General features: G+C 71.0%; 12 protein-coding genes, 2 tRNA genes and 2 pseudogenes. 5 read left to right on the top strand and 11 right to left on the bottom strand.

From position 1 onward, the window contains the following. The first annotated feature begins 47 nt into the window (after positions 1–47). Together ACLLJJ_RS10925 and ACLLJJ_RS10930 are read left to right on the top strand one after the other, a co-directional pair. The gene (locus tag ACLLJJ_RS10925) at positions 48–1,334 is read left to right on the top strand and encodes a hypothetical protein (RefSeq protein WP_434589385.1); all 1,287 of its coding nucleotides are present in this window, start codon (positions 48–50) and stop codon (positions 1,332–1,334) included. Beyond that, entirely contained in the window at positions 1,331–2,917 is a 1,587-nt protein-coding gene (locus tag ACLLJJ_RS10930) for an NADH-ubiquinone oxidoreductase-F iron-sulfur binding region domain-containing protein (protein ID WP_434589387.1), read from the top strand. Before ACLLJJ_RS10925 ends, ACLLJJ_RS10930 begins: the two co-directional genes overlap by 4 nt. Positions 2,918–2,991: 74 nt before the next feature. Here ACLLJJ_RS10930 and ACLLJJ_RS10935 read toward each other — a convergent pair. Further along, positions 2,992–3,064, bottom strand: a tRNA-Ala gene (locus tag ACLLJJ_RS10935). Positions 3,065–3,221: 157 nt separating this feature from the next. On the opposite strand from ACLLJJ_RS10935, the gene ACLLJJ_RS10940 reads away from it, so the two are divergent. Beyond that, a complete protein-coding gene (locus ACLLJJ_RS10940) occupies positions 3,222–4,424 on the top strand; it encodes a glycosyltransferase 87 family protein (RefSeq protein WP_434600373.1) in 1,203 nt (400 codons plus the stop codon). Here ACLLJJ_RS10940 and ACLLJJ_RS10945 read toward each other — a convergent pair. Then, on the bottom strand, positions 4,393–4,626 hold the full coding sequence (locus tag ACLLJJ_RS10945; RefSeq protein WP_214918286.1) for a hypothetical protein: 234 nt from the start codon (positions 4,624–4,626) through the stop codon (positions 4,393–4,395). The genes ACLLJJ_RS10940 and ACLLJJ_RS10945 overlap by 32 nt on opposite strands. Positions 4,627–4,874: 248 nt before the next feature. Next, positions 4,875–5,828 (bottom strand): annotated as a pseudogene (locus ACLLJJ_RS10950) (MFS transporter); the annotation flags it as partial. On the opposite strand from ACLLJJ_RS10950, the pseudogene ACLLJJ_RS10955 reads away from it, so the two are divergent. Beyond that, positions 5,828–6,187 (top strand): annotated as a pseudogene (locus ACLLJJ_RS10955) (transcriptional regulator); the annotation flags it as partial. The pseudogenes ACLLJJ_RS10950 and ACLLJJ_RS10955 overlap by 1 nt on opposite strands. Before the next feature lie 22 nt (positions 6,188–6,209). Here ACLLJJ_RS10955 and ACLLJJ_RS10960 read toward each other — a convergent pair. The 6 genes from ACLLJJ_RS10960 to ACLLJJ_RS10985 form a co-directional block, all read right to left on the bottom strand. Beyond that, positions 6,210–6,282 (bottom strand) — tRNA-Ala (locus ACLLJJ_RS10960). Between the two features lie 74 nt (positions 6,283–6,356). Then, positions 6,357–7,004 carry a histidine phosphatase family protein gene (locus ACLLJJ_RS10965; protein WP_434600374.1) on the bottom strand — a complete coding sequence of 216 codons (648 nt, stop codon included), beginning with the start codon at positions 7,002–7,004 and terminating at the stop codon, positions 6,357–6,359. Between the two features lie 11 nt (positions 7,005–7,015). Further along, positions 7,016–7,459, bottom strand: coding sequence for a ribosome silencing factor (rsfS, locus tag ACLLJJ_RS10970; RefSeq protein ID WP_283522629.1), 444 nt, complete (start codon positions 7,457–7,459; stop codon positions 7,016–7,018). 100 nt (positions 7,460–7,559) lie between these two features. Then, positions 7,560–9,236, bottom strand: coding sequence for an LCP family protein (locus ACLLJJ_RS10975; RefSeq protein ID WP_434589389.1), 1,677 nt, complete (start codon positions 9,234–9,236; stop codon positions 7,560–7,562). 52 nt (positions 9,237–9,288) lie between these two features. Continuing rightward, positions 9,289–9,903 carry a nicotinate-nucleotide adenylyltransferase gene (gene nadD / locus ACLLJJ_RS10980; protein WP_434589391.1) on the bottom strand — a complete coding sequence of 205 codons (615 nt, stop codon included), beginning with the start codon at positions 9,901–9,903 and terminating at the stop codon, positions 9,289–9,291. A gap of 38 nt (positions 9,904–9,941) precedes the next feature. Next, complete coding sequence (locus ACLLJJ_RS10985; RefSeq protein ID WP_434589393.1) at positions 9,942–10,109, bottom strand: hypothetical protein; 168 nt, start codon at positions 10,107–10,109, stop codon at positions 9,942–9,944. A 209-nt stretch (positions 10,110–10,318) separates the two neighbouring features. On the opposite strand from ACLLJJ_RS10985, the gene ACLLJJ_RS10990 reads away from it, so the two are divergent. Further along, the gene (locus ACLLJJ_RS10990) at positions 10,319–11,404 is read left to right on the top strand and encodes a M48 family metallopeptidase (RefSeq protein ID WP_434589395.1); all 1,086 of its coding nucleotides are present in this window, start codon (positions 10,319–10,321) and stop codon (positions 11,402–11,404) included. Here ACLLJJ_RS10990 and ACLLJJ_RS10995 read toward each other — a convergent pair. Beyond that, positions 11,401–12,516, bottom strand: a complete 1,116-nt coding sequence (locus tag ACLLJJ_RS10995) for a hypothetical protein (protein WP_434589397.1) — start codon at positions 12,514–12,516, stop codon at positions 11,401–11,403. The two genes, ACLLJJ_RS10990 and ACLLJJ_RS10995, sit on opposite strands and share 4 nt — an antisense overlap. 115 nt (positions 12,517–12,631) lie before the next feature. After that, positions 12,632–13,228 (bottom strand): hypothetical protein, encoded by a 597-nt coding sequence (locus tag ACLLJJ_RS11000; protein ID WP_434589399.1) that lies wholly within the window; start codon positions 13,226–13,228, stop codon positions 12,632–12,634. Between the last annotated feature and the right edge of the window lie 98 nt (positions 13,229–13,326).

Genomic DNA, 13,326 nt, shown 5'->3' on the forward strand with positions numbered 1-13,326 from the left:
GCAAGATCCGCTCGCTCCCCGCGCTGAGCCGGCCCGCACAAGGAGGCTTGACAGCCCTCGCGTTGATTCTCATACCCCTGCTCGCCGTTCTCGGCAGCGAGAGTCTGCGCGCCACGCTCGACTTCACCACCGGTGTTCTGTCCCTGGTCTCCCTGACGGCCTCCGTCGCCTGGGGCCTGCTGGCCAGGGACCGGCTGCTGCTGCAGCCACGCCACCGGCTGCTCGCGCAGGGCATCCACCGGGCCACGGCGATCGCCTCGCTTGGCTTCCTGCTGCTGCACGCGACCGTCAAGGTCTCGCTCGGGCACGTCGAGCTCATCGGTGCCCTGATCCCCTTCGGCCTTGGCATCAGCGGCACTTCGGGGCTCATCGGTCTCGGCTCACTGGCCGGCTTCCTCATGATCGTCGCCGCCTCGACCGGTGCGCTGCGCAGCGCCTTCGCGACTCCGGGCAAAACAGCGGGCCGCTGGCGGGCGGTGCACATGGTGGCGTACCCGGCCTGGGCCTCGGCCCTGATGCACAGCCTGTACGCGGGGCGCCCGGCCGCGACCTGGGTGGTCACGATGTACTCCCTGTCCCTGTTGGCGGTCGTCGGTGCGCTCTCGCTGCGACTGCTCCCGCCGCCGGTCAAGCGGATCGTCGCGGACCGGGTCGTGGGCCTGGTCACCTCGGGCTCCGTACGCCAGGCGCCCGACCCGGGGCCGCGCGACGCCACGCTCTCCCCGCTGCCCGGCGCCGGGCAGGTGCCCTCGCAGGGGAAGCTTGGTCAGCAGCAACAGCCCCAGCAACAGCAGCTGTTCCGTCCGCAGCAGGATCCGCACCGGCTGGCGCCTCCCGCGCCACCGCTGTACGAGGCCGGCCCGTCCCGCAACGCCGACTTCAACTCCGCGCCGGACACCGGCATATCGGCCGCGTACCGCGCGGTTTCGGGCTCGGCTCCGTCGTCCGACCCCTTTGCGTCCGGCACCTTCTCGTCCGGCTCCTCCTCCGAGGGATTCCCCTCCGCTCCCTACGCCTCCGCGTACGCCGAGCGGATTCCCCTGGCGGAGCAGATCCCGATGACCGAGGAGATCCCGGTCCAGTCGGCGCCCTCCTCCGGCCGCTGGCCCACTCCCTCGCCCCCGGCGCCCGCGCCCGCCGTACGTCCGGCGTACGACCCCGATCGCGCCGCGTACGGCCCCGGCTCCGTCCCCGCCCCCGATCTCCCCGACTACGACCCCGAGGCGCCCACCGGGCTGCTTCCCCCCCTCGACGACACCGAGCCGCCGCCGGGTCCGCTCTTCCCGCCCTCGGCCGGGGAACCCTGGCACGCACCCGCAGGAGATCGACGTTGAACACCCCTCTTCCCGATGTTCCCGAAGTCCGCGTAGTCGGCCTTCCCCAGCTGACCACCGGCTTCGACCTCGTCGAGCGCCTCGACCTCGGCATGCACCTCAAGGTGCACGGCCCGCTCGAACCGATGAGCGGGGAGCGGCTGGCCGAGCTCACCGACGCGATATCCCTGCGCGGTCGCGGTGGCGCGGGGTTCCCCTTCGGGAAGAAGCTGCGTGCCGTGGCCCAGGCGTCCATCCGCCGCGGAGTGCGACCTGTCGTCGTCGTCAACGGCAGTGAGGGCGAGCCCGCCTGCCGCAAGGACACCGTCATGCTGAACCGGGCGCCGCACCTGGTGCTCGACGGGGCGCTGCTCGCGGCCGAGGCGCTCGGTGCCCGCACCCTGGTCGTCGCCGTCACCCGCAACTCGACGGAGGCCTCCATCCGCGCCGCGTTCGCGGAGCGCGGCCTGTCCGACCGGCGCGGACAGCAATTGCGCGCGCGAATCGTCCGCACCCCCGAGCGCATGGTCTCCGGCGAGGCCTCCGCACTGATCCGCGCCGCGAACGGTGGCCCCGCCCTGCCCCCCGGCCGTCGCGAGCGCGCCGCGGAGACAGGGGTCGGCGGCGCCCCGACCCTGCTGTCCAACACGGAGACCTACGCGCAACTCGCCGTCGCCGCCCGCATCGGCGCCCGCCGCTACTGCCACACCGGTCTCGAATCCGAGCCGGGCACGGTGATGCTCACGATCTCCGGCGCGGTCTCCCGGCCCATGGTCGTCGAGGTGCCCACCGGAGTTCCGCTGCGTTACGTCCTCCAGATGGCAGGCGCCCCGCCCCTGCCCCAGGGCGTGTTGACCGGCGGCTATCACGGCAACTGGATCGACGCGATCGCCGCACACGACGCGGTGATCTCCCGTGAGTCCCTGGCCTCGTTCGGTGGCGCGCTGGGCGCGGGCGCGATCCTCCCCATCGGCCCGGAGACCTGCCCGCTCGGCGAGTCCCTGCGCGTGGCCAACTGGCTGGCCGCGGAGACCGCGGGCCAGTGCGGCCCGTGCCGCCTCGGCCTGCCGGCGGCGGCGGGCGGCCTGTCCGACGTGCTGAACGGCGGCGGCCAGGCCGCGTTGGAGGCACTGCGCCAGGTGACCCAGGCGGTGAAGGGCCGCGGCGCGTGCAAGCACCCCGACGGCTCGGTGCGCTTCTTCATGTCCACCCTCAGCGCGTTCACCGACGACCTGGCGGCACACGTCCTGGGCAACGGCTGCGGGCGCGAGACCACCGGCGTACTGCCGCTGCCCGGCCCCGGTTACGAGGAAGAGGGCATCCCGAGCGGCGAGAAGTTCGGCGTGGACTGGACGCTCTGCCAGGGCCACGGGCTGTGCGCGGACATCATTCCCGAGCTGATCAGGCTCGGCCCGGACGGCTATCCGGCGCTCGCGGACGCGTCGGTCCCGGTCCATCTGCGAGGGCGCGCGCAGCGTGCCGTGCGCCGCTGCCCCGCGCTGGCGCTCCGGATCGAGCAGGAGGCGCCCCCGCGTCCGGCCAAGCCCCCGCGGACGGCGCTGCCCGGCAGCAACAGAAAGGCTCTGGGCACCGGCCGGGACTGATCCCCCGGACATACGAGAAGCGGGCCACCCGATCCGGGTGGCCCGCTTCTCGCGTTCCTGTGGAATTGTTCCTGTGGAGCTAAGGAGAATTGAACTCCTGACCTCCTGCATGCCATGCAGGCGCTCTACCAACTGAGCTATAGCCCCTCGCGCTGCCGTCCTGCCGGGCTCTCGCCCTGACGACTTCGCCAACATTACACGGTCCCCCCGGCCCTTCACCAAATTCTTTGTCCGTACACCCGCAGCACGCCATTCGTACCCCCGTTCCGTACGTGTACGACCGGTACTGTCTGGCCGCGTGACCATGATCGTGCAGGCCGTCGCCGCCCGTCGCGTCCTTACCCGGCGGCCCATACTCATCGCCGCCCCGGTCTGTCTGCTGTCGTTCGTGGCGTTCTGGGCGGCGCAGCGCGGCGCCGAGGTCTCGATGATCGACCTCATGGTCTACCGGGCCGAGGGCGAGACCGTACGCGCAGGTCAAGACCTCTACGCGATGCGTGCGACCGAGGCGAACCTACCGACCACCTATCCGCCTTTCGCAGCACTGCTGTTCACTCCGCTGACCCTGCTCGACGTCCCGGAGATGCGCACCCTCGCCACCCTGGGCAACCTCGCCCTCCTCGTCGCGCTCGTCCACCTCTCGCTCCGGCTGGCGGGCCGCGAGGACCCGGCGGTTGCCCTGTGGGTCGCCGCGCTCGCGGTGTGGAGCGAGCCGGTGTGGACGACGCTGCGGTACGGACAGATCAATCTGCTGCTCGCGGTGGCGGTGCTCTGGGACCTCACGCGGCGCAAGGGTCATCGCTGGGCGGGGACCGGCACCGGGCTGGCCGCCGCGGTGAAGCTCACGCCGGCGCTCTTCGCGGTCTTTCTGCTGATCGCGGGTCTTGTCCGGGCCCGGACACTGGGCCGGACGTTCGGCCGCCCCTGGAACACCTGGCTCCAGACGGCCGGCACGGCGGCGGTGGTCTTCCTCACAGCGACGGCCGCGGCCGGGTTCGCACTGCCGGCCGACTCGCGCAACTACTGGACGTCAATGATCTTCGAGACGGGCCGGGTCGGCCATGCGGAGGACACTGCCAACCAGTCCCTGCGCGGCGTGCTGGCGCGGCTGCTGCACACCGGTGATCCGGGGCTGTGGTGGGTCGCGACCGCCGCGCTGGCCGCCGCGGCGGGGCTCGCCCTGGCGGTCACCGCGGAGCTGCGCGGCGAGCGGGCCGGGGCGATGATCGCCTGCGCGGTGACGGCGCTCCTGATCAGCCCGGTGTCGTGGTCGCACCACTGGGTATGGTGCGTGCCCCTCGCCATCGTGCTGGCGGCGCGCGGGAAGAAGGGGTGGGCCGCGGCGACGGTGCTGGTGTTCTGCTCGTACGCGCTGTGGTGGGTGCCACACGGCGCGGGGCGGCTCGAACTCATCCAGAACGGCGGCCAGATGGCCCTCTCCGCGCTTTACTCACTCACGGCCGTCGCCGCGCTGATCACGCTGTGGCGAACGAATAGAACCGCTTGAGCGTGCAGTGCTCGTCGAGCAGACGGCCGTAGATCGGCTCGCCCTCCAGCTCCCGGTACGTCTCGATCGGGTCGCCCTTTATGATCAGCGCCCGCGCGCATTCCTCGCACCAGTACTGGTAGTCGGGATTGATCGGCTCCATGTCCCGGACAATGGGCGTACCGCTGCCACACCAGTCGCATTTCCGCCTGTGTGCACCCATCAGTCAGCTCCGGCTGTGGCCGCAGGCCGTACGCACGTACGAGCTACCTCCGTTGTCGCCGGGCACCTGGGCACCGTGGGATGAGCCGCAGTACGGGCGGTCGAGTCGAGCAGATCGGGCGCGGCCCTCTACCGTGCCGGGTAGAACACGGCCCTCGTCGAGGATGCTCGCGGGCATCGCGCTTTCCCTCCCGTTCGGGCCGTCGTCCCCCTCCGGCGGTCCGATTCTGCCATGGGTTTGCAATAGGGTCAGTGGCGCGAGCCCAGGAGACCCGCCACAGCCCCCAAGATCGACGCGGCGGCCAGCGCGAGGGCACATACCCACAGCGCATCGGCATACGCATACGCCCCCGGCGCATCCAACCCGTTCAGGTAGAGAGTGCCGAAGGTGGCGACGCCGATCAGCTGCCCGAGCCGAGTCGCGGTCACCAGCACCCCGCTCGCATCCGCCGCGTCCTGCGGCCGTACGGCCGCGAGCGCACCCGTGAGCGTGGGGCTGAAACCGAGCGCCATGCCCGCGCCGGCGCCGGCGATAGCGAGATGCAGAGCGGGCCCCCCGTCGCCGCCGTCCCGCAGCGCCAGACCGATGGCGACACAGGACACGGCCGTCAGCACGAACCCGCCCGGAACGAGCGCCCGTTGCACCGCCGCGGGCCAGCGCCGCCAGGTGAGTCCGACCACGCCGAAGAGCACCGCCGTGGGAGTGAAGGTGAGCCCCGCGCGGAGCGCCGAATAACCGAGGCCGCCCTGGACGTGCAAGGTCAGCACGAACAGGAAGCCCGCGTTGACCGCCATCACCAGGGTGATCCGCAGGACGGCGGGCCCCATGCCCGGGATCCGCAGCACCCGCGGCGCGATCAGTGGCGCGCCCCCGCGCCGGGCCAGCTCGGACTCGTACACCGCGAAGGCCGCGAACAGCGCCACCGCGGCCCCGAGGGAGAGCCGGCACCACAACGGCCAGCCCTGCTCCTGCCCGAGCACCAGCGGCACGGTGAACAGCGACACGGCGCCGGCGAGCAGCACCAGCCCCGGCAGATCGAGGCCACGCGCGCGTGGCGGCCCGTCGGAGCCGGCCGCGACGCCGCCGCGCGCCGTCCCGGCCTCCCGGGGCAGCAGTCGCGCGCCGAGGACCAGCAGCGTGAGACCGATCGGCACGTTCACCAGGAAGACCGGACGCCAGCTCGCGCCGAAGAGGTCGGCGCTTCCGCGAGGCGGAGCTACCGGTGATGGTGGCGACGCTGCGCGGGGCGTACGGGCGGCACGTGGGCGAGCCCGCATGGGAGTCGTTCATTCGCCGGCTCTCGGCGAACAGCCCCTACTTCGCCGAGCTGTGGGAGAGCGGCGACGTCGTCCCGCCGGGCTCGCGGGTGAAGATCTTCCGGCACGACGCGGTGGGCGAGATGCGGATGACCTCGGTCTCGCTGTCCATCAATGGGCTGCCGGAGTGCCGGATCGTCGCGTACACGCCGGACGACGTGGAAAACGGCGCCCGGGTCGCGGCGCTGCGCGAGCGGAGGACCGCAGGGAAGAGAAGCGGGACAACAGAAAATCCCGCCCCCTGACGGGGACGGGATTCCTGAATTGTGGAGCTAAGGAGAATTGAACTCCTGACCTCCTGCATGCCATGCAGGCGCTCTACCAACTGAGCTATAGCCCCGCTGTTCTCTGCGCTTGTTGTGCGCTGCGAACAAGAAGAACTTTAGCCTGCGACCGGCCGGAAAGTGAAATCCGTCAGTCGTCGTCTCCGAGCACCGGTTCCGGAAGGGTCCCGGCGTTGTGCTCCAGCAGCCGCCAGCCCCGGGCGCCCTCGCCCAGCACCGACCAGCAGCAGTTGGAGAGCCCGCCCAGGCCCTCCCAGTGGTACGACTCCAGGCCCAGCAGCCGACCGATGGTGGTGCGGATGGTGCCGCCGTGGCTGACCACGACGAGCGTGCCGTTGTCGGGCAGCTTTTCGGCGTGCGCGAGCACGACGGGAGCGGCCCGGTCGGCCACTTCGGTCTCCAGCTCGCCGCCGCCGCGCCGTACCGGCTCGCCCCGCTTCCACGATGCGTACTGCGCGCCGAACTGCTTGATGATCTCGTCGTGCGTCAGCCCCTGCCAGGCGCCCGCGTACGTCTCCCGCAGCGCGGCGTCGTACGTGACGTCGAGGCCCGTGAGACCTGCAAGCTCACCGGCCGTGGCTGCCGCCCGCTTGAGGTCGGACGCGATCATCACGTCCGGCTTCAGGGAAGCGAGCAGCCGCGCGGAGCGACGCGCCTGAGCGAGGCCGTCCACGGTCAGCTCGATGTCCGTGCTGCCCTGGAAGCGGCGTTCGAGATTCCACGCGGTCTGGCCGTGCCGCCACAGAACGATCCGGCGGCCCCGGCTCTTCTTACTGATGTCGCTGCCGTTCAGTTCAGGTCTCCGTCCAGGTCGTCCTCGGCGGCCGTGCGCAACTTCGCGTGCTCCGCGCCGAGGCCACGGGTCTTGATCGCGTCGTCGGGCAGCCCGATCTCGGGGCAGTCCTTCCAGAGGCGCTCAAGGGCGTAGAAGACGCGCTCCTCGCTGTGCTGGACGTGGACGACGATGTCGACGTAGTCGAGCAGCACCCAGCGGGCCTCGCGGTCGCCCTCGCGGCGCACGGGCTTCGCGCCCAGCTCCTTGTTCAGCCGCTCCTCGATCTCGTCGACGATCGACTTGACCTGGCGGTCGTTGGGCGCCGAAGCGACCAGGAAGGCATCGGTGATGGACAGGACATCGCTGACGTCATAAGCGACGATGTCGTGCGCGAGCCGGTCGGCAGCCGCCTGAGCGGCGGCCTGGATGAGCTCGATGGAACGGTCAGTGGCGGTCACTAGCAGGCTTTCGTCGGTGGTCAGAGGTACCCCAAGGGTCTCACGGACCGCCGACACCCCCGACGGGTTTACCCGGCGGGGGCGCTCGACGGTGACGGGGTCAGCGGGCCTTGAAATCCTGGCCCAGCACGACCGTCACATCGGCGTTCGCGGCGGCCTCGCCCTTGCGCACCGCGCTCGTCGGCAGACCCAGCGTCTTCGCGACCTCTTCGGCCCGCGGCTTCTGTGCCGCGTCACCATAGCTGACCTGCGACGATGTCACCGCGTCGGCCTTTCCGCCGTCCACGAACGCATAGCCACCGTTGACCAGGGCGATCCTGGCGGTCTCCGCCGCGTCCGGGTTCGCGGCGGCGTTCTTCACACCGACCCGCACGGCCGCGCCCTGCTCGGGGCTGCGGACCGAACCGCCCAGAACGTCCTTGACCACGCTGTCCGCGGCGGCCTCGCTGAGCTTGCCGTCGGGCTGCACCGGCAGCTGCGCCGTCCGGTAGTCGCCGCCCTTGGCGTGCTCCGCGAGCTTGGCGAGCGAGGCTCCCAGCGCCTTCTCCGGCAGTGAGGGGTCGAGGATCTGCGCCAGCGTCCGCACCGTGGTGGTCGCGGCCTGCGGGTCGTCCGAGATCTTCTTCAGCACGCCGTTCATAACCTGGCCGAACCGCTGGAGCTGCTTGGCCTCGGCCTCGCCGGGCGCCCGGTGGGTGGCGTACGCCACAGCCATCGAGCCGCTCAGCGTCTGCGCCTTGCCCTGCTTGACCAGCGGCGAAGCGCCCTTCTTGGTGTCGGGCACATCGCTGTCGGTGTCGATCTCGATGTTGCCCACGAGCTCGACGAGGTTCTCCAGATACGGGGTGTCGAGCCGCCAGGAGCCGCCAATCTTCGTGCCGAGCACGGTGCCGATCGCCTCGCGGGTGCCCGCGGATCCGTCCTCGTCGACGGACTTGCCGAGCGTGGTCGTGGTGCCGTCGTCGTTCGCCACGGAGAGCGCGTTGGGCAGCAGCACGGTCGTGCCCTGCTTCGTGGTGACGTTGTCGACGAGCAGCGCCGTGGACGTTCCGCCCTTGGTGTTGTGCAGGTGGACCGCTATCACGTCACGCTTCTGCGGGCCCGTCGCGGTGTTCGGCGTGTCGTCCGAGCCGGCGAATCCGGGCAGCTTCCCGGCGTACCAGAGGTAGCCGACACCGCCCGCGACCACCAGCGCCAGCACGACGACCAGCGAGACCACCCGGCTGCGGCCCTTGCGTCTGGCCTCCTCGCGGCGCTCGGTGCGGCTTTCGGTGAACTTCAGCCAGTCGATGACGTCTTCGGAGTTCTCGTCGGGATCCTCGGCAAAGGCGAACTGCTCGGTCGCGTAGTCCGGCGCGGGACGGCGCTGCGCGGGGACGGACCCGTCGGCGGCGGGCGCCGGCGCGGCGGGCTCGGCGGCCGGGGGAGGTTCCGGCGCGGGGGCCTGCTGCGGGATCCACTGCGCGGTGGTGTCGACCGCGGCCTGCTGCTGCCCCGGGTCGTAGCCGTAGCCGTACTGCTCGGGCTGGGGCTGACCCTGGGGCTGATGCGGCTGCTGCTGGGACGGCTGCTGGGCATAGGGGTCGTACGGCTGCTGGGCGTACGGGTCGTAGCCGTATCCCTGCTGCTGATCCTGCGGCTGCTGCTGGTGCTGCTGTTGCGCGTACGGGTCGTACTGCTGCTGGTCCTGCTGCTGGTACACCGGTTGTCCGTAGGCGTCGTAGCCGATGATTTCCGGCTGTTGCGCGTACGGGTCGTACGGATACTGGTCGTTCACCGGTGCCCCTCTCCTGCTTCTCGTGTGCTCCCCGTACGGCCGGGCCGCCGGCTCAGCGCCGGTACAGCTCCCGCTTGTCGATATAGCGGACCACGCCGTCCGGCACCAGGTACCAGACGGGGTCGCCCTGCGCGACGCGTGCCCGGCAGTCCGTGGACGAGATCGCCAGGGCCGGTACCTCCACCAGGGACACGCCGCCCTTGGGCAGGCCGTCGTCCGTCAGGTCGTGACCGGGTCGGGTCACACCGATGAAGTGGGAGAGCGAGAAGAGCTCCTCCGCGTCCCGCCAGGTGAGGATCTGGGAGAGCGCGTCGGCGCCGGTGATGAAGAACAGGTCCGAGTCGCCGTTGATGGACCTCAGGTCCCGCAGCGTGTCGATGGTGTACGTCGGGCCGCCGCGGTCGATGTCGATACGGCTCACCGAGAACTGCGGGTTGGACGCCGTGGCGATGACCGTCATCAGATAGCGGTCCTCGGCCGGGGACACCTGCTTGTGGCTCTTCTGCCACGGCTGCCCGGTCGGCACGAAGATCACCTCGTCGAGGTGGAACTGGGCGGCCACTTCACTGGCGGCCACCAGGTGTCCGTGATGGACCGGATCGAACGTCCCGCCCATCACACCGAGTCGGCGCTTGCCGGGGCCGGTAGGCACTTTCTGCTCTCCCATGCGTGCAGAGCCTACTGGCCCGGTGACACGACCCTGCCTCAGCGGTCGCGGTTGAAGCGCGTGGTGATCCACAGCAGGAGGACGAGCACGAAGAACGCGCCGCCACCGGTGATGTAGGGGTTGAGGGATTCGTGGTTCCCGCCGTGCTCGCCGCCCTCACCGGAGGCGAGGGTCACGAGGGAGGCGGCGGTGCTGTGGAGACTCATCTTCGGCAGGACCTATCAGGAGTCGGGAGTCGGAGCGGAGACTTCACGAACATCGTATGCGGGCGGGCCGGGCACGCTCACGCCGACTCAGGCGTTCATGGATTGTCCCGCTTCGGGAACCGCTTCAGGAACCGACCGGGGGAGCCGGACGTCAGCATCTACGCTGGACTGTCCGGGGGACGGGAAAACTCGCAGACAGGGGGCCACCCATGACCGACGGCAATCAAGAGCAAGAGCACGAGAACGTGCCGAGCCGCAATCGCACGCGCTTCCCGGGGATCTCGTCCCGGGCCTACGAACACCCGGCGGACCGCTCGGCCCTGGTGGCCCTGCGCAAGCTGACCGGCTTCGACACGATCTTCAAGGCGCTCAGCGGGCTGCTTCCCGAGCGCAGCCTGCGTCTGCTGTTCCTCTCCGACTCGGTGCGGGTGAGCGACGCGCAGTTCGTCCACCTGAACACCATGCTGCGGGACGCCTGTTACATCCTGGACCTGGAGAAGGTCCCGCCGATGTATGTCACGCAGGACCCGAAGCCCAACGCCATGTGCATCGGTCTCGACGAGCCGATCATCGTGGTCACCACCGGCCTCGTCGAGCTGCTCGACGAGGAGGAGATGCGCGCGGTCGTCGGCCACGAGGTGGGCCATGCCCTGTCGGGGCACTCCGTGTACCGCACGATCCTGCTGTTCCTCACCGGCCTCGCGCTCAAGGTCGCCTGGATCCCGCTGGGCAATATCGCGATCATGGCGATCGTCACGGCGCTGCGCGAGTGGTTCCGCAAGTCGGAGCTGTCCGCGGACCGGGCCGGGCTGCTGGTCGGCCAGGACCTCCAGGCGTCGATGCGCGGCCTGATGAAGATCGCCGGTGGCAACCACCTGCACGAGATGAACGTGGACGCGTTCCTGGCGCAGGCCGAGGAGTACGAGGCCGGGGGCGACCTGCGCGACTCCGTACTCAAGATCCTCAACGTCCTGCCGCGTACGCACCCGTTCACCACCGTGCGCGCCGCCGAGCTGAAGAAGTGGGCGGAGAGCCGCGAGTTCCAGCGGGTCATGGACGGCCACTACCCGCGGCGCGAGGAGGACAAGGACACCTCGGTGACCGACTCCTTCCGCGAGTCCGCCTCGCACTACTCCGAGACGGTGCGCACCAGCAAGGATCCGCTGATGAAGCTCGTGGGCGACATCGCGGGCGGCGCGGGCGACCTGGGCGGCAAGCTCCGCGACAAGTTCGCCGGGAACGCCGGGAACGGCAACAGCGGCGGCGGGTCCGGCAAGGGCACGGACGCCTCCTAGGGGCGGTCCGGAGGGCGCGGCACGGTGGCGGGGGCCAGCGCCCCGCACAGCGCGGCCGTGGCGCGTCCCGTCGCGTACGGATCGGTGCCCGCAGGTCCCCCGGTCGAGGCCTGCTGCCCGGCCAGGACCGGGCGCAGGTGGCCCGCCACATCGGCGGAGCACGCCTGGGGACCGGCCTGCACGTAACTGACCAGCAGCTCCGTCCTGCGCATCCGCAGGTCGTCGCGGTCGAGCCGGAAGTGCAGCTCGCGGCGGACGGTGAACAGCGAGGCGCCGTCCGCCTGCGGGCGCGCGTCGGAGCCGGTGGGCCGCAGCGCGTAGACGAAGGTGTGGTCCGAGGTCACTTCGAGGCTGTCGGCGCCCACCTCCTCCACACGCAGGCCGCCCCGCACCCGCGTCTTCGACCCGGCGAGCTCCACCTCGGCCGGGTCGAAGCGCACCAGCCAGCCGGTCGCCGCGTGCCGACCGTCGTGGGCGGAGCCGTCCATGCTGCGGTCGAACTGCGCTAGCTGGTCCGGGTCGAGGAGTATCCGCACCGGGCGCACCGACCTGCCGGTCAGCACGTCGGGGTCCAGGGACGACTCGACGAGGTAGTCCTTCACGATCGTCAGCGCAGCCATCACCTGGCTCTCCGAGAAGTGCGCGGTGCGCCGGGCGGGCGGCAGGCCGATGCCCGCGGCGCCCGCCCGGAACTGCGCGGCAGGGCTCCGGGCGAAGAGACCGTCCGGCTCGCCGCCCGGCACCCGGCCGTCGGGGGCCAGCGGTACGACGGTCATCCGCAGCGGCTGCGCGCGGGTGGCGGGCGGTGGCTGATACGGGTGACGTACCCCCAGGTAGATGGCGGTGCCGAAGGCCAGCACCACCAGCAGGACGAGCAGCAGCGCCTGCTTGGTACTACTGCGGCCCCGGCTGCCGGCCCGCTCGTACGCGGCCCGCGCGGGGCGGTCGCGCACGGCCTGCGCATGGTCGCCCATCCGCTCCTGCGCGGAGTACTCCTGCAGGCGGGCAGCCCGCACGAACGATTCGTCGAAGACGACGGACCGGTATTCGTCCTCTCCACCCGCCGGGAGGCCTTCGGGCGTCCCCTCAGGTGGCTCTCCGTGCCCTGCCATACCTTCAGAGTAGGTCGGCGACAGCGAAGGTAAACGCACTGTTACGGGACAACTTCCGTCAGTTGTGTGCGAGTTGGCACCCCGAGGCCCCCCGCGGCGCCTGCGGTGACCGCGGTCAGGGGGTGCGTGGCACCGCCGAGACGGCCGGCGCGGAGTACTCGGCGGAGGCCGACGGGCCGCCGGTCCTGACGTTGTCACTGGTCGCCGGCGGCGGGATCCGGTCGTGCCGGTTGTTCGACGCACCCCGGTAGACGGCCGCGAAGGCGAGGGCGACCATTCCGATGCCCATCAGCAGGGCGAGCAGCCAGGCCACCGGCCGGTGCCAGCGGGCGTGCCCCCGGTAGGGGCGCGGAACGCCCCCGTGCCGCCCGTACGGGCCGCTCTCGTCGTCGGGGTAGTCCTCGTCCGCGCCGGAGCCGTACCCGCCGTCGTGGCCTCGCTCACCGCCCGGCCCGAACCCCGGACCGTACCCGTCGTCGTAGAGGTCGTCGTCCGAGGGGCCCTTGCCGGCCCTGGCTCTGCTCGCCTCGGCCTCGGCGCGCGCCTGGGCGGCCGCCAGCAGCCGCTCGGCGGCGGTGGGTTCATGAATCTCGGCGGCCCGCACGAAGTCCTCGTCGAACACCACGGAGGCGAAGTCCTCGTCCGCGCCCCCGCGGTCGTCGTCGGGCTCCCGGCCGTCCTGGAACGGCTTGCCCCCCGCGTCGTCCGCCACCCGTTCAGCGTAGACCTGGAGAGGTGTTTTGGGCAGAGAACGTGCGAACCAGGAGTGCCGGGGAGCACGACTGCCGCGGATCGCGGGCTTCCCGGCCA

Source organism: Streptomyces sp. A5-4 (assembly GCF_051131715.1).
GTDB lineage: Bacteria > Actinomycetota > Actinomycetes > Streptomycetales > Streptomycetaceae > Streptomyces.